General features: G+C 55.4%; 13 protein-coding genes. 7 read left to right on the top strand and 6 right to left on the bottom strand.

Annotated features, from left to right (window positions below; translation table 11 throughout):
* Positions 1-24: 24 nt before the first annotated feature.
* Genes BB497_05805 through BB497_05795 form a run of 3 tightly spaced genes read right to left on the bottom strand, consistent with a single transcriptional unit; the run spans position 25 to position 3001 of the window.
* Positions 25-420, bottom strand: coding sequence for a fumarate reductase subunit C (locus tag BB497_05805; protein AVI62256.1), 396 nt, complete (start codon positions 418-420; stop codon positions 25-27).
* Positions 421-434: 14 nt separating this feature from the next.
* Positions 435-1217 carry a fumarate reductase gene (locus BB497_05800; protein AVI62255.1) on the bottom strand — a complete coding sequence of 261 codons (783 nt, stop codon included), beginning with the start codon at positions 1215-1217 and terminating at the stop codon, positions 435-437.
* A complete protein-coding gene (locus BB497_05795; GenBank protein ID AVI62254.1) occupies positions 1214-3001 on the bottom strand; it encodes a fumarate reductase (quinol) flavoprotein subunit in 1788 nt (595 codons plus the stop codon). The genes BB497_05800 and BB497_05795 overlap by 4 nt, the downstream gene beginning before the upstream one ends.
* Before the next feature lie 442 nt (positions 3002-3443).
* On the opposite strand from BB497_05795, the gene BB497_05790 reads away from it, so the two are divergent.
* Together BB497_05790 and BB497_05785 are read left to right on the top strand one after the other, a co-directional pair.
* On the top strand, positions 3444-4913 hold the full coding sequence (locus BB497_05790; protein AVI62253.1) for an anion permease: 1470 nt from the start codon (positions 3444-3446) through the stop codon (positions 4911-4913).
* Between the two features lie 100 nt (positions 4914-5013).
* Positions 5014-5940, top strand: coding sequence for a 1,4-dihydroxy-2-naphthoate octaprenyltransferase (locus BB497_05785; protein AVI62252.1), 927 nt, complete (start codon positions 5014-5016; stop codon positions 5938-5940).
* 32 nt (positions 5941-5972) lie between these two features.
* On the opposite strand, the gene BB497_05780 is transcribed toward BB497_05785, so the two are convergent.
* Complete coding sequence (locus BB497_05780) at positions 5973-6278, bottom strand: antibiotic biosynthesis monooxygenase (GenBank protein AVI62251.1); 306 nt, start codon at positions 6276-6278, stop codon at positions 5973-5975.
* A gap of 111 nt (positions 6279-6389) precedes the next feature.
* Here BB497_05780 and BB497_05775 point away from each other — a divergent pair, with 111 nt between their 5' ends.
* The 5 genes from BB497_05775 (at position 6390) to BB497_05755 (ending at position 12646) form a co-directional block, all read left to right on the top strand.
* Positions 6390-7970, top strand: a complete 1581-nt coding sequence (locus BB497_05775) for a deoxyribodipyrimidine photolyase (protein AVI62250.1) — start codon at positions 6390-6392, stop codon at positions 7968-7970.
* Positions 7971-8341: 371 nt separating this feature from the next.
* Entirely contained in the window at positions 8342-9316 is a 975-nt protein-coding gene (locus tag BB497_05770) for a hypothetical protein (protein AVI62249.1), read from the top strand.
* Between the two features lie 75 nt (positions 9317-9391).
* Positions 9392-10906, top strand: coding sequence for a hypothetical protein (locus tag BB497_05765; protein AVI62248.1), 1515 nt, complete (start codon positions 9392-9394; stop codon positions 10904-10906).
* Positions 10903-11391, top strand: coding sequence for a hypothetical protein (locus BB497_05760; GenBank protein ID AVI62247.1), 489 nt, complete (start codon positions 10903-10905; stop codon positions 11389-11391). Before BB497_05765 ends, BB497_05760 begins: the two co-directional genes overlap by 4 nt.
* 364 nt (positions 11392-11755) lie before the next feature.
* Positions 11756-12646: a hypothetical protein gene (locus tag BB497_05755; GenBank protein ID AVI62246.1), complete on the top strand. Its 891-nt coding sequence runs from the start codon at positions 11756-11758 to the stop codon at positions 12644-12646.
* Positions 12647-12713: 67 nt separating this feature from the next.
* Here the strand turns inward: BB497_05755 and BB497_05750 are convergent, their stop codons facing one another.
* Both BB497_05750 and gabD read right to left on the bottom strand, forming a co-directional pair.
* Positions 12714-13985, bottom strand: a complete 1272-nt coding sequence (locus tag BB497_05750; protein ID AVI62245.1) for a 4-aminobutyrate transaminase — start codon at positions 13983-13985, stop codon at positions 12714-12716.
* A gap of 11 nt (positions 13986-13996) precedes the next feature.
* Entirely contained in the window at positions 13997-15448 is a 1452-nt protein-coding gene (gabD, locus tag BB497_05745; protein ID AVI62244.1) for a succinate-semialdehyde dehydrogenase (NADP(+)), read from the bottom strand.
* Positions 15449-15579 lie beyond the last annotated feature (131 nt).

The raw sequence follows: 15579 nt of genomic DNA, 5'->3' as shown, positions 1-15579 counted from the left end.
CTATCCATGCTTGGCTTGCTCATCTTATGCACTCCCTAATAGCCAGATAAACAGCACCACCACTGCCACGACCCCGGCCCACTGTGCCGCGACAATGGCTTGATCAGGCAGGCTTCGCCCCGCGATGCGTAACGGCATTACCCGCGGAAACAGCACAAAAAAGGTGGCGGCGTGAAACAGGCTAGCCACCAGCGCAACAAGGTTTAGCAGCAGAACAATGGGGGAGCCCATAAAGGCGATCCACCCCTGCCAGCTTTCCGCCCCCTGTAGCAGGGCGACTATACCGGCCAGTAAACAGAGCGTGAAAAACACCAGCGGCAGTACCGTGGCTTCGCGCAGCATGTAGAGCTTAAAAAAGCGGTGCTTGAGCCACCAGTTACGTTTCAGCGGCGGCAAGCGTTGCGGTGATAACTTATCCATACTCTCTCCTTCCCCTAGCCTTTAAACAGCGCAATGAGCGTGTGCTTAGCCGCTTCCACCTTGCCCTGATTGACCGCGGCGGCCGGGTCAACGTTTTTTGGGCATACCTGGGAGCAGAAGCCGACAAAGGTGCAGCTCCATACCCCTTCGTGACGGTTAAGCTGTGCCATGCGCTGCTTCTTGCCGTGGTCGCGGCTGTCCAGGTTGTAACGGTGGGCCAAGGTTAGCGCTGCCGGGCCGAGAAACTCTTGGTTCAGCCCAAACTGCGGGCAAGCCGAGTAACAAAGGCCGCAGTTAATACAGTTGGCAAACTGCTTGTAGCGGGCGAGCTGCTCGGGGGACTGTCGATAAGTTTCCGGCGCCTTTGGGTCGTAAGGTTTTACTGGGTTGTCATCAATTAAATAGGGTTTAACCGCTGCCAAGTGCTCAAGGAAAATCTCCATGTCCACCACTAGATCCCGCTGCACGGGGAAGTGGGCTAACGGCTCGATGCGTATTTCACCCTCATAATCGCGTAGGAAAGTTTTACAACCGAGCTTGGGAATGCCGTTAACCATCACCCCGCAAGAGCCGCAAATCGCCATTCGGCAGGACCAGCGATAGCTCAGCGTGCTATCAAGCTGCTCTTTAATATGGTTAAGGGCATCCAGCAGCGAGGTGCTGTCGTCTACCGGCAGCTCAAACTGCTGCCAATAGGGTTCAGCCGAGCTGTCGGGCAGGTAACGTTTGACGCTGACCTGCTTGGTGCGAATGTTATTAGTGCTAACACGCTTGGTGCTGGTCTGCTCGGTGTTCATGCTTTTGCCCCTTTGCCCGCATCGCCATAGGCCCGCTCAGCCGGGGCGGAAAACCGTACATCCACATCCTGCCAGCGCAGCTCGGCATTCGCTTCGCCTTGGTAGAACACTTGGCTATGCTTGAGGTAGTTAACGTCGTCGCGTTTTTGCATGCCTTCATCCAGGCGCTGATGGGCGCCGCGGGATTCACGGCGCTCAAGCGCGCCTAAACAAGAGGCTTCGGCAATATCCAGGCCGCACTCCAGCTCAAGGCATTCCAGCAGCTCGGTATTGAAGATCTTGCTGGTATCGTTAACGCGCACCTTAGTAAAGCGCGCCCGTAGCTGGCGCATGGTCTCCAGAGAATGACGCATGCCCTCTTCGGTGCGATAAATACCACAGCCGCTCTCCATGGCCTGCACCATGGCGTGCTTGAGTTCTACCCAGTTCTCACCACTTCCGGTTCCGTCACAGAGCTGCCGCAGCTTGGCTTGCTGGCGGTCGCCCTGAGCTTCCAGCAGGGGCATATCGGCCCATTCGGTGTGTGCTGCGCGCTGGCTGGCCTGCTCACCGGCCAAACGGCCAAACACCAATAGCTCGGTGAGTGAATTAGAGCCTAAGCGGTTAGCACCGTGTAAACCGACTGAAGCGCACTCCCCAGCCGCATAGAGCCCAGCAATAGAGGTTTCGCACTGAGGATTGGTCTCAATCCCTCCCATGGTGTAGTGAACCGCTGGGCGAATGGGGATTGGCTCTTTTACTGGGTCGACGTTGATATAGGCTTTCGCCAGTTCGCAGATAAACGGCAGGCGCTCTAGGATGGTCTTTTCACCTAGGTGGCGCAGGTCTAGATAAACCACATCGCTGTCGCCAAACTTGCCGGTGCGTCCTGCCTGCTGCTCCTGCCAAAATGCCTGGGAGAGTTTGTCCCGTGGCCCCAGCTCCATGTATTTGTTTTCCGGCTTGCCCAGCGGGGTTTCCGGGCCAAGGCCGTAATCCTGCAGGTAACGATAGCCCTCTTTATTGAGCAGAATACCGCCTTCGCCCCGGCACGCTTCGGTAATCAAAATACCGGAGCCTGGCAGGCCAGTGGGGTGGTATTGCACAAACTCCATATCCCGCAGCGCCACGCCGTGACGGTAAGCCATTGCCATGCCGTCGCCAGTGACAATGCCCGCGTTGGTATTGAAGCGGAACAAGCGCCCAGCACCGCCGGTAGCCAACACCACGGCTTTAGCGCGTAGCAGGGTCAGTTCGCCGGTGGCAATCTGCAGGGCAATCACGCCAATGACCGCGCCGTCGTGTACCGCCAGATCAAGCACAAAGAACTCATCGAAACGCTCGATTTCAGGGTATTTCAGCGAGGTCTGAAACAGGGTGTGGAGCATATGGAAGCCGGTTTTGTCGGCAGCAAACCAAGTGCGGGCAGTTTTCATACCACCAAAACGGCGCACCTGTACTTGGCCATCGTCTTTACGGCTCCAGGGGCAGCCCCAGCGCTCCATCTGCACCAGCTCTTGGTAAGCGTGATGGACAAAGTAGTCGGCGACGTTCTGCTCCACCAGCCAGTCACCGCCAGATACGGTGTCATCAAAGTGAGCTTGGTGTGAATCCTCCGCACTGGTAACCGCAGCAGCACCGCCTTCTGCGGCCACGGTGTGTGAGCGCATTGGGTAAACTTTAGACAGCAGCGCAATACGCTGGGGAGTACCCTGGGCTTTGGCCTGCTCAGCCGCACCAATGGCCGCGCGCAAACCCGCTCCTCCCCCTCCCACAATAACGATATCGAAATCTCGCTGCTGCATAACATTTCCTTTCGTTAGCCAAGCAACACCACATTAAGAGTGACGCACTTGAGCAATGTCTTCTTTACTTGAATTTACCATACCCGCACGTTGCCCTTGGCATAACTCTAAAGGGCTATTGACATATATCAACAAAGGCAGAAATAAGTTTTATATCACTTTACCTTAGTGACACAGCATCTACTCTATAAATAGTTAACTGTTAATCTCGAGTGCTAAAAAAACCTAAAATAAAGATTTAAAAACTGTTTTTAATGCTTTTTATGAAAGCACTGAAAAACTAATCACTAACAACACCAAGTATTTGAGCTAGATAACTTAACTAATAAGGCAATTTTTTTAGCAATTCCTAATGAGCTACGTAACAGAGATGTTTTGGCTTGGTTTTCCTATCAAAAAATATCTAGCAAAAAATATCTAGAAAATAGACAAGAGAGGCAGCATGAACAGTGTTACTCACTCCACGCCTCGGTGGAAGCTATTCGCTCCGCTTATTATCGCCATTATTGTTGCGTTAATACCCACGCCTGATGGAGTCGCGCCCCATGCGTGGTACTTCTTCGCTATCTTTCTTGGCTGTGTGGTGGGCTTGATTCTTGAACCCTTGCCCGGTGCGGTCATTGGGCTAATAGGCGTTACCCTTATTGCGCTGCTCTCGCGCTGGGTACTGTTCTCCCCAGAGCAGCTGGCTGCTGAGGGCTTTAATCCCGCTAACCAAGCGTTTTCCTGGGCGGTATCGGGCTTTACTAACTCCACCGTCTGGCTGATCTTCGGTGCCTTTATGTTTGCCTTGGGGTACGAAAAAACCGGCCTTGGCAGGCGTATTTCTCTCTGGTTGGTCAACGCTATGGGTAAGCGCACGCTGACGCTTGGCTACGCGGTAATGATCTCGGATACCATTCTTGCCCCCTTTACGCCCTCCAACACGGCGCGCAGTGCAGGCACCATTTATCCGGTGATTCGCAACCTGCCACCGCTTTATGATTCGCACCCTAACGACCCTAGCATGAAGCGTATGGGTAGCTTTTTGATGTGGACAGCGCTGGCCTCTACCTGCGTTACCAGTTCGCTATTTCTAACCGCGATGGCCCCCAATTTATTAGCCGTTGCCTTAACCGAAAGCACAACCGGCATCCAAATTAATTGGGGGCAGTGGTTTATGGCGATTGCCCCGGTCGGCATTTTGCTGCTGTTATTAGTGCCGCTGCTCTGCTACTGGCTATGCGCCCCCGAGGTAAAAGCGGGCCATGAAATTTCTGACTGGGCCAGAGATGAGCTAAAGCAGTTAGGCACGCTCACCCGCAACGAGATTCTCTTGGTCGTAATGGTCGTAACGGCCCTGCTGCTGTGGATTTTTGGCGGCGGCATTATTTCCGCCTCGCTGGTTGGGTTGGTAGTGATCTGCGGCATGCTGCTAACCGGCATCGTCACCTGGGATGATATTCTTAATAACCATGCCGCCTGGAATACCTTTGTATGGTTTGCCACCTTGGTGGCGCTAGCAGGCGGGCTAAGCCAAGTGGGCTTTGTGAGCTGGTTTGGGAATGTGGTCGGCGGGCAGGTAAGTCACTTTAACCCGATGGTCGCCATGGTGGCGCTGGTGGTGCTGTTTTACGCGTTGCACTACTTCTTTGCGAGTATTACGGCTCACGTAACGGCCCTATTACCGGTTATTTTGGCAGCGGCGTCAGGCATCGCTGGCCTGGATATGCAGCTGTTTGTGCTACTGCTGCTGCCCACCCTTGGCTTTATGGGCATTCTCACGCCCTACGGCACAGGGCCAAGCCCGGTTTACTACGGCAGCGGCTACTTGCCTAGTGCGCTCTTCTGGCGCCTTGGGGCAATTTTCGGGCTAATCTTCCTAGTGGCTTGGTTAGTCATAGGCCTACCCTGGCTGCTGCTACTTACCTAACCGGTCGTTAACTGCCCCACTAACCGCCTTTTAAACAGACGTAGTTCATAAAACAGTTCATAAAACAGTTCATACGAAAGCCCATAGGAATATCGACGTAATGGATCAAATCGCTAAGCACAGCACGCACCATGCCTGGGTATTAGCCGCACGCCCGCGAACGCTACCACTGGCGTGTGCATCTATTCTGCTGGGCAGTGGGCTTGCAGCGCACTCACAGGCTTTCAACCCCACTGTGCTGGTGCTTGCGTTACTAACCGCAATCACCCTTCAGGTGCTGTCTAATTTAGCCAACGACTATGGCGATGCCGCCTCAGGGGCTGACGACGAGAAACGTAGCGGCCCGGTAAGGGCTGTCTCTTCTGGCTTACTGACTCCAAAAGCAATGCGCGGCGGCATGGTCGTCGCGGCAATCGTAGCCGCATTATTGGGGCTACTGTTACTGGTCGCCGCTTTTGGGAATCAGTGGGGGCAAATTCTCGTCTTCATCCTGTTAGGCGCCGCTGCTCTATTGGCCGCGGTGACCTACACCGTTGGGCTAGGGGGCGCCCCTTATGGCTACCGTGGGCTAGGGGACATTTCAGTCTTTATGTTTTTCGGGCTGCTCGGGGTATTAGGCACCTACTACCTGCATACCCACACGCTAAACTGGCTGCCCTTTCTTCCAGCCGCGACGTGCGGGCTGCTGGCAACTGCCGTTCTCAACGTGAACAACGTGCGCGACATCGAAAGCGATGCACGCTGCGACAAGATCACTCTAGCGGTAAGGCTAGGCCGCGAAGGCGCGATTTTGTATCACTGGGCGTTGCTCGGGTTAGCGCTACTGCTCACCTTGATCTACCTAGTGGCGCAGCCAGTGCCACTGCTGGGGTGGAGCTGCCTACTCGTGGCCAAGCCGCTCACTGATGCGGCCAGAATGTTACGCCATACCCGAGATGGCAAAATTCTGACCAACATGCTGAAGAAAACAGCCGTTTCAACACTGCTCTATAGCGTGCTGCTTTCTGTTGGCTTGGCCTTTTTCTGACTGGGCGATAAAACAATCCGCCTGTGTCCGGACTATGTAAGCGCTACCTCATACCCTTCAAACTTAGGCGGCCCTAAGTAGATACCCTCCGGCGCTTTGGCATTGGCGTGGGCCTTGCGGAAGGCGTCTGACTTCGTCCAAGCGCGGAAGGCCTCTTCGGATTCCCACACGCTGTGGGAGATAAATACGGTGTGGTCTTCCTGGCTTTCGCCCTGCAGCATTTGAAACTGCTTGAAGCCCGGCACTTCGTCCAGGTGGGAATCGCGGTTGCGCCATACCTCTAGAAAATCCTCTTCGCGGCCTGGGGCAATCCGAAAACGGTTCATGGCGATATACATAGTGGTTCTCCTGTGGGTGGGTGTGACTCAGTTGGTTACGCAAACAATCGCTTGATGGTAACGTCATCACTGCATAACGAATAGATAAGTGACGAACAGGCGTTACGGCTAATGGCTCAGGCACCCCTTCAGGTCGTTTGGTTCAAACGCGATTTACGCATTCACGATCACGCACCGCTGGCCAACGCCGCAGCGGCAGGCCCAGTGCTGCCGCTATTTGCCATCGAGCCTGGGCAGTGGCAAGCACCCGACAGCGCCCTGCGCCACTGGCAGTTTGCCGCCGATTCGCTGGTAGACCTTGCCCAAGCACTCAACACGCTGGGCCTGCCGCTCTGCCTGTGGCAGGGCGATATAGTGGAATGCCTGGCCGCGCTCAAAGCCCACTACGGCGAACTGGTGCTGCACTCCCACCAAGAGACCGGCAACGCCTGGAGCTTTGAGCGCGACCAGTGCGTTCAGGCGTGGTGCCACGCCCACCACGTGCCCTGGCAAGAAGCTCGCCAGCAGGGCGTGATTCGCGGGCTGAGCAGCCGCACGGAGCATCAATCCCGCTGGGAAAGCCACTGGGAAACGCTGATGGCCGCCCCTACCTGCCCCGCCCCGCCAACAGCGGTGGCGGCTCCCGGTTGGGAAGCTTTTCATCACGTGGATGTAGCCCAACTGCCCTCGCTCACCTTGGGATTCGATACCACGCCCTGCCCCCAGCGCCAGCGGGGCGGGCGCAGTGAAGGGCGCGCGCTGTGGCTGAGCTTTATTACCCAGCGCGGGCGGCGCTATCGCGGCTCGCTCTCTAAACCGTTACTGGCTTGGGAGTTTGGTTCACGGCTCTCCCCGCACTTGGCCTGGGGCACGCTCTCCATGCGGGAAGTGGTGCAATCCCTGCGCCGCCAGCGGCAAAAGCACGCCGACGACACCGACTGGGCTCGCTCGCTGCGCGCCTTTACCTCGCGGCTCTACTGGCACTGCCACTTTATCCAGAAGCTGGAAAGCGAACCCAGCATCGAGCATCAAACGCTGCACCCGGCGCTGCGCGGCCTGCGGGAGCGCGACCCAGAACACCCCCACCTGATCGCCTGGAAGCGCGGCCAAACCGGCGTGCCGCTGGTGGATGCCTGCATGCGCAGCCTGACCGCCACCGGCTGGATCAACTTTCGCATGCGCGCCATGCTGCTCTCCCACGCCACCTTTGGCCTGGGGCTGCACTGGTACGAGCCAGCATTACACTTGGCGCAGCTGTTTACCGACTTCGAACCCGGTATTCACTACCCCCAAGTGCAGATGCAGGCAGGCGCCACCGGCACCAACGCCCTGCGGGTTTACAACCCCATCAAGCAAGCAGAAGATAACGACCCCACCGGCGAATTCATCGCCCGCTGGGTGCCAGAGCTTGCGCCCCTTCCCCAGGAGTGGCGCGCCAAGCCTTGGACGCTGCCGGAAAGCCTGCAGAAACGTTTCGGCTTTCAGCCCGGCATCGACTATCCCATCCCCAACGATTTCGAAGCCGAAGCGCGCCACTGGAAGCAGATGTTGTATGAACTGCGCCGCACGCCGGAAGCGAGGGGTGCCAGCAAGGTCATTGTGGATAAGTTGGCGAGTCAGCGGCGACCAGCTGTTCGGCGTGGCAAAAAAGCGCAACCCGCCAATCGTCAGCAGCTTTCGCTCTTTGATGATGATGGCAGCATCAATAATTGAGCATAAGGGGCTATTAGCCAGCTAGTTATCTGGTTAAATAAAAAACAGATAAATATAGCCGATTAATTGGTGTCGTTATTGTCTTTAAAAAAACATTGAATAACACCAAAAAAAATCAAGACCACAGTAAAATCATCAAAAAAATGTAGTTAATATAGTTTAAAATTCGTCTATATCTGATTTAAACCTGACACAACATAAAAGCATCGTGCCTAAAAGCATTGCTATTGACATAAAAACAGTAGGAATTGACAAAAAAATGGCTTACCGAGCTTATATGGTTGTTAGGTACGTGTTGCCTATTCAACGACAACTCAACGAATGTAGTAACCGCAACACAATGATAAATCTAACAAAGCAGGGAAACTAACATGCATATTAAAAGAGCTAAAATTGCTACTGCTGTCAGCGCTGCCTTCATAACATGCGCCGCTGGTTTTGCTACCGCAGATAGCCCAAGCCTTGGAAATGACCCTATTCGCATCGTAATGCCCTATGGGGCCGGCGGTAGCACCGATATCACTGCCCGTATTATTGCGGCTAATGCGGCTGAGCACTGCGGCACACGAATTGACGTGGTGAGCATGCCTGGAGCCGGAGGCATGGAAGGCTTACAGTTTGTCGCCGACGCAGAGCCTAATGGTCACACCATCTTGATGGCCGATTACTCAGCAACCATTACCCAAACGCTAACAGAAGAAACCGACTGGGATGTTGAAGACTGGGCACCGATCGTACACCTCACCGACTGGAAACCAACGGTTTACGTAAAAGCCGACCACGAGATTCAAAGCATAGAAGATTGGGTAGCGCTGGCTGAAGCGGAGCCGAATTCGTTAGTGTTTGGCCATGCCGACCCGCTTAGCTTGGTTCATTTGCCGCTCGTACTGCTTGAAATGGAAACCGGCATTCAAAATGTTCACTTACCAACCACTGGTGGTGGTGAGACACGCACAATGATCCTTGGTGGTCACATTGATTTAGGCATGACGCTTCCGCCTTCTATTGTTTCGAATGTAAATTCTGGAGAAGTTACCGCAATAGGTGTGTTTGCAGACGAGCGTTCCGATGTACTACCTGACGTTCCGACATTTAAAGAAGCGGGTTACGACGTATCGTTCGAGGCCCCCCTGTTGGTTTACACCTTCTCTTCTGTCCCTGAGTCAATTCAACAAGAACTGTCCGAATGCATCATTAAAGGTCTTGAATCGGACACCGCACAAACCATGAGTACTCAAGCATCGGCTGGCTTGAATAACGTGCAAGGAATCGAAAGCGCTCAAGCTATTTATCGCGACACGACTGTGCGCGTTAGCGAAGTACTGGCAGCTATTAACGAAGAATAACGCCTCCCCCCAGGCCCCGCCCCGGTAATTTACCGGGGCTATTTCATTATATTAGAGCTTCGCCGGAGAGCGCTGATGCTTGATCTTATTATTCAGGCCAGTCATTTGGCCTTTCACCCCTACGTATTGATGTATGTTTTTCTAGGCGTTTTGCTTGGTATTACCTTAGGCGCAATACCTGGCCTTTCAGGCGATATGGCCATCGCTCTATTGCTGCCTTTTGTGTTTTTCTTAGAGCCTGCGATGGCAATGGGTCTGCTGGTAGGTATTTATAAAGGCGGTTTATTTGGTGGCTCAATTTCCGCTATTTCCTTTGGTGTACCGGGTACACCAGGAGCAGCTGCAACAAGCATCGATGGTTATCAAGCAAAACTTAAAGGGAAGCCCAGTAAAGCATTACATACAGCGCTTTACTCCTCGGTTATTGGCGATACCACCAGTGACTTAGTGTTAATTTTTATTGCGGTTCCGCTGGCTGCTATTGCTCTTACATTTGGCCCGATTGAGTTTTTTGCTCTTTATGCGTTTTCGTTAATTCTCATTGCTGCGCTTAGCCAAGGCATGGTGGCTAAGGGGCTCGCTGTTGCTGCTATCGGCATTTTATTAGCGATGATCGGACGCGACCCTATCACAGGTGCGGTTCGTTTGACCTTTGGCATTCCTGGGCTGGCTGGCGGGTTGAGTCTTATACCTGTACTGATTGGTATCTTTGCGATTTCGGAAGTGGTTTTCCAAGGCGCTAAGCTATGGCGGCGTAAAGTCGACAAGCTTATGGACGATGTCGCCGAACAGGCTAGCTTGCTGCAAGGCTATGACATTAGCAAAGACAAATTGACCTGGGCTGAGTTTAAATCAACTCTTAAAGCAACCTACATTGGCGCAGCGGTAGGTACCTTTATTGGCGCACTCCCAGGCGCTGGCCAATCACTAGCGGCCTTTATGAGTTACGGCTTGGCACAACGTTTTTCCAAGCGCCCGGAAGAGTTTGGTAAGGGGTCCTTAGAAGGCATCGCCAGCGCGGAATCGGGTAACAGTGCCACCGCAGGTTCTACGTTTATTCCTCTTTTTGCCTTCGGGATTCCCGGTAGTGCGACTGCAGCTCTCTTTGGTGCCGCTTTCATTCTGATGGGCATGACCCCAGGGCCAAGCCTGCTAAGTGATAATACCGAGATTATTTACGCGTTATTCTTCACGCTGATTTTTGCTAACTTGGTCAACTTGGTTCTCGGCAAACTGCTACTGCCCTACTATTCGCGCATTGCCATGATTCAGCCGGGCTATATGATCCCCGCCGTGTTTATTTTAGCGATTGTAGGTACCTACGCCGCCAATAATTCAACGATGGATGTTTGGGTATTACTCTTTGCCGGTCTGCTGGGTATTACCTTGAAGCTACTGAGCTTCCCGTTAGCACCGTTGGTACTTGGCTTTATTATTGGCCCAGGAGCTGAGCGTGCGCTTCGCCAGTCAATGATTATGGGTGGTGGCGATTGGTGGGTATTAGTGAAAAGCCCCATTGCGATTGGCTTTTATATAGCTGCTTTCGTTTTGATTCTGCTCTTCACGCTGGCATTGAGGGCTAAAAAATGAACCATACTCTTATTAAAGAGCTACTGGCCGCGGCCGTTGTTTTATCGCTGGGGATAGCTGGCCTGATCCATATACAGCTAGGCGCTTGGAGACCCGCGCCCCTGGTGCCCTCTTACATCATGCCGCAGACCGCTTATTACTTTTTGATTGCGTCGGGCGTGTGGATATTAGGCGGCATCGGCTTGTTCGCCGTTCGCAAGCGCTTGGCTAACCTCGCGCCACCCAACGCAGAGCAGCATGACCTAGTAGCGGTGGGCGTGTCCGTATTCGTTATGATAATCGGCGCGGTGTTTTACTTTCTGGCAGTGCTTAACATTGGACTAGTAGTTTCAACCGTGGTGTTTAATGCAATATTGGTAGCCGTATTGGCACCTAATGCATCATTAAAAACAGTGCTGATTGTTCCTCTACTGGTTGGCCTTGTTGTGTGGCTGCTCTTTATGAAGTTAATCGGCATGACCTTACCAACGCCCTTGCTATTTTAGCCAACGGAAACAAGCGCAACCTGAACGAGGTGTTAGCAATGTGAAGACCTCTGGAGAAATAGCACACCACCCGTTTGCGGTGATGTTTTCCACTACCTTGGTGCTCGCTTACGCCTCGTTAATAGCGCTTTATCCGGCTGCCATCGCTCCCGAGCTGGCTCAATCTCTGGGAGTATCCTCTTCGGCAGTCGGACTTCAGCTTAGCCTTATTTTCGGCGGCGCTATATTGTCGTCTCTGATCGGGGGACCCCTCACAAGACGTTTGGGGCCCTGCCGAACAAGCCAACTATCACTCGCGTTATTAGGCAGCGGCGCACTCTTCCTTTCTGTACCCACACTACCTTCCTTTGCTATCGCTTCGTTGGTGGCTGGCCTTGGCTATGGGCTAACTAACCCAGCTGCCTCATTGCTGCTTGTGCGCTTCACACCTAGCCAGCATCGTGGACTTATTTTTTCTATCAAGCAAACAGGCGTGCCTTTAGGGGGGGTGATAGCAGGCGCGACGGCACCGCTAATCGCTGTCACGCTAGGTTGGCAGACAGGTTTGTGGCTCTACGGAGCGCTGGCTGTTGTCGGCATTTTGTTACTACAGCCCAATATTTCCTACTGGGACGATCAGCGAACGCCCGGATCGCCTTGGCTTTCACGACCATTTGCTGGGGTCGCGCTAGTGTGGCAGCAGCCTTCATTACGCTATGTGGCTTTATTAAGCCTCTGTTTCGCAACGATCCAACTTTCAATATCCGCCTTTACCGTCGCTTTGCTGGTAGAGGATGTCGCGTTCAGTTTAGTGGATGCGGGGCTGGTAATGTCAACGCTACAAGTGAGCGGCGTGCTCGGACGTATCGCCTGGGGGTGGTTGGGTGACCGTCTGGGAAACCGTTTTCTGACCCTGCTTATCATTGCAGCTACGACGACCCTAGGATGTATGCTTATTGCCTCCATGTCTGCGTCTTGGCCGAATGTCTTGGTGGTTGTCATTCTGTGCTTAACCGGCTTTGCCAGCTTAGGCTGGAATGGCGTATTTATGGCGGAAGTCGCGCAACTCTCGCCAACAAACCGCGTAGCAGATGCAGCGGGGGGCTGCCTAGTATTTACCTATAGCGGTGTACTATTCGGCTTACCTATCTTCGCGTCATTGCACGCTTGGCTCGGCAACTATCCCAGCGTTTTTGGTCTATTGTCTGGATTGGCTCTTGCAAGCATAGGCTTTCTTTGGCTTGCCCATTTGCACCGGCATTCCAGTACGTCTTAAACTCCACCCACCGCCAAACAGCTTACGCTACCTGACGATGGGCGGGCTCAGTCCTACCTCAACGCTATTAGCTCAACGCTTCCAACGACTCCTCAATAATACTCAACCCCTCTTCCAACACCGCAGACGACACCGTCAGCGGCACCAGAATGCGGATGCTGTTGCCGTAGAAGCCACACGAAAGCAGGATCAGGCCTTTCTCGCGGGCTTTGGCGCACAGCGCTCCGGTCATCTGCGGGTCGGGCTTGCCTTCAACGTTGAGCAGTTCGAACGCGGCCATGGCACCGAGTTGGCGGCCGTGGGCGACGGCGGGGAAGCGTTCTCCCCATACCGCGAAGCGCTCGGCGAGCATGTTGCCCATCTGCTCGCTGCGGGCCAGGATGTTCTCTTCTTCGATGGCCTCGATTACCGCCAGGGCCGCCGCGCAGGAGAGCGGGTTGCCGCTGTAGGTGCCGCCCAGGGAGTTGGGGCCAGAGGCGTCCATCACCTTGGCGGTGCCGACTACCGCAGAGAGCGGCATGCCGTTGGCGAGGCTCTTGGCGGTGGTGAGAATGTCCGCTTCAATGCCGCTGTGTTCCAGCGCAAACAGCTTGCCGGTACGGGCAAAGCCGGACTGCACTTCGTCGGCGATCAGCAGAATGCCGTGTTCGTCGCACAGGGCGCGCAGGGCTTTCAGGTAATCCGGCGAGGCGATGTAGAAGCCGCCTTCACCCTGTACCGGCTCGATCACGATGGCCGCCGTGCGGTGCGGGGCGATATCGGTCTTGAACAGCGTGCGAATGGCGCTCAGCGAGGCTTCTTCACTGATGCCGTGCAGCGGGTTGGGGAACGGGGCGCGGAACACGTCGCCCGGCATGGGGCCGAAGTCGTTCTTGTAGGGCAGCACCTTGCCGGTCATCGCCAGGGTCATCATGGTGCGGCCGTGGAAGGCACCATCAAAGGTGATGATGCCGGTGCGGCCAGTGGCGGCGCGGGCAATCTTCACGGCGTTTTCCAGCGCTTCGGCACCGGTGTTCACCAGCATCGCCTTGCGCTCGGGGCCGCGCACCGGCGTCAGTTCGCAGAGCTTTTGGCATAGCTGCACGTAGGGCGCGTAGGAGATCACCGCCGCGCTGGTGTGCATGACTTTCTTGAGCTGCGCTTCCACGGCGGCAACGATTTTCGGGTGGCGGTGGCCCAGGTTGAGCACGCCAATGCCGCCCGCGAAGTCGATCCAGCGTTTGCCGTCGGCGTCCCACAGTTCGGCGTTTTCGGCGCGCTCGGCAAACTGGGTGGTCGGCGTGGCGGCACCGTTGGCCACGAAGCGGTTTTTCAGGTCGTTCAATTCTTGGTTAGTCATCATCGTTCTCTTTATAAACCGCCAACGCAGACGTATTTCAGTTCAGTAAATTCATCCAACCCGTGGTGGGAGCCTTCGCGGCCCAGCCCGGACTCTTTCACACCGCCAAACGGCGCAAGCTCGGTAGAGATCAAGCCTTCGTTCACGCCCACCATGCCGTACTCCAACTGCTCCATGGTGCGCCAGATGCGGCGATAATCCGTGGCGTAGAAGTAAGCGGCTAGGCCAAACGGGGTGTCGTTGGCCATGGCGATGGCTTCTTCATCGCGCTGGAAGCGGAACACCGGCGCGACCGGGCCGAAGGTCTCTTCATCAGCCACGGTCATTTCGGTGGTCACATCCGCCAGCACCGTGGGGGTAAAGAAGCGCTCCCCCGCCGCGTGGGGCTGGCCACCGCACAGCAGGCGCGCGCCTTTATTCACCGCGTCATCGACGTGGCGCTGCACTTTATCCACGGCGGCTTGGTTGATCAGCGGACCGATGATGCTGCCGTCGGCCAGGCCGTCGCCTACCTTCAATGCATTCACACGTTCGGTGAGCTTGGCGACGAAGGCATCGTAAATGCCGTCCTGCACCAGGAAGCGGTTGGTGCACACGCAGGTTTGCCCGGCGTTGCGGAATTTGGAGGCGATGGCCCCGTTCACGGCGGCGTCCACATCGGCGTCATCAAACACGATAAAGGGCGCATTGCCGCCCAATTCCATGGCGGTTTTCTTCACCGTGCTGGCGCACTGGGCGAGCAGGTGTTTGCCAACAGGGGTGGAGCCAGTAAACGACACTTTGCGCACTCGGGGGTCGGTGGTGAGCACTTCACCTACCGCTGCCGGTTTTGATGCGGTCACCACGTTAATGGTGCCTGCGGGCAGGCCCGCTTCCAGCGCTAAATAGGCAGCGGCCAGCGCGGTGAGCGGCGTGGCTTCAGCGGGTTTAATCACCACGGTGCAGCCAGCGGCCAGGGCCGGGGCGCACTTGCGGGTAATCATCGCCAGCGGGAAGTTCCACGGAGTAATCGCCGCCACCACGCCCACCGGCTCGCGCAGTACCAGCAGGCGTTTATCCGCGCCGTGGCTGGGCAGGGTTTCCCCCGCCATGCGCTTGGCTTCTTCGGCGAAGAACTCGATGAACGATGCGCCGTAGGTCACTTCGCCTTTGGCTTCCGCCAGCGGCTTGCCCTGCTCCAGGGTCATCAGGCGGGCTAGGTCGTCGGCGTGCTCATTGACCAGCTCAAACCAGCGGCGCAGCAGGGCCGAGCGCTGTTTCACCGGAGTGGCGCGCCACGCGGCACCGGCTTCATAAGCGGCGGCCACGGCGTCGCGGGTGTCGTCGGCGCTTAAATCCGCCACGTGGGCAATGGTCTCGCCGGTGGCGGGGTTATCGACGGCAAAGGTCTGCTGGCCTTTGCGCCACTCGTCGCCCACCAGGGCGGGGACGGCATTGTGCAACCACTGTTCGATAAAGCTCATGACTTTCTCCTGGTTTACAACATGTCCTGCACACTAGCAGTAATGTGCCAGCAGGCGAATGCACCACTTTTTCGTTCAACCAGACCACTTTTCTGTTTTACTAACTAAACGGGGAGCATCGTGACGGTAAG

Source organism: Halomonas sp. GFAJ-1, from assembly GCA_002966495.1.
GTDB lineage: Bacteria > Pseudomonadota > Gammaproteobacteria > Pseudomonadales > Halomonadaceae > Vreelandella.
The sequence above is the reverse complement of the archived record's forward strand: the minus strand, read 5'-3'. Positions and strand labels throughout refer to the sequence as shown.

Excerpts from the sequence above, each read along its gene's own strand:
- BB497_05805 (AVI62256.1), bottom strand. The coding sequence starts at position 420 with ATGGATAAGTTATCACCGCAACGCTTGCCGCCGCTGAAACGTAACTGG.
- BB497_05800 (AVI62255.1), bottom strand. The coding sequence starts at position 1,217 with ATGAACACCGAGCAGACCAGCACCAAGCGTGTTAGCACTAATAACATT.
- BB497_05795 (AVI62254.1), bottom strand. The coding sequence starts at position 3,001 with ATGCAGCAGCGAGATTTCGATATCGTTATTGTGGGAGGGGGAGGAGCG.
- BB497_05790 (AVI62253.1), top strand. The coding sequence starts at position 3,444 with ATGAACAGTGTTACTCACTCCACGCCTCGGTGGAAGCTATTCGCTCCG.
- BB497_05785 (AVI62252.1), top strand. The coding sequence starts at position 5,014 with ATGGATCAAATCGCTAAGCACAGCACGCACCATGCCTGGGTATTAGCC.
- BB497_05780 (AVI62251.1), bottom strand. The coding sequence starts at position 6,278 with ATGTATATCGCCATGAACCGTTTTCGGATTGCCCCAGGCCGCGAAGAG.
- BB497_05775 (AVI62250.1), top strand. The coding sequence starts at position 6,390 with ATGGCTCAGGCACCCCTTCAGGTCGTTTGGTTCAAACGCGATTTACGC.
- BB497_05770 (AVI62249.1), top strand. The coding sequence starts at position 8,342 with ATGCATATTAAAAGAGCTAAAATTGCTACTGCTGTCAGCGCTGCCTTC.
- BB497_05765 (AVI62248.1), top strand. The coding sequence starts at position 9,392 with ATGCTTGATCTTATTATTCAGGCCAGTCATTTGGCCTTTCACCCCTAC.
- BB497_05760 (AVI62247.1), top strand. The coding sequence starts at position 10,903 with ATGAACCATACTCTTATTAAAGAGCTACTGGCCGCGGCCGTTGTTTTA.
- BB497_05750 (AVI62245.1), bottom strand. The coding sequence starts at position 13,985 with ATGACTAACCAAGAATTGAACGACCTGAAAAACCGCTTCGTGGCCAAC.
- gabD (AVI62244.1), bottom strand. The coding sequence starts at position 15,448 with ATGAGCTTTATCGAACAGTGGTTGCACAATGCCGTCCCCGCCCTGGTG.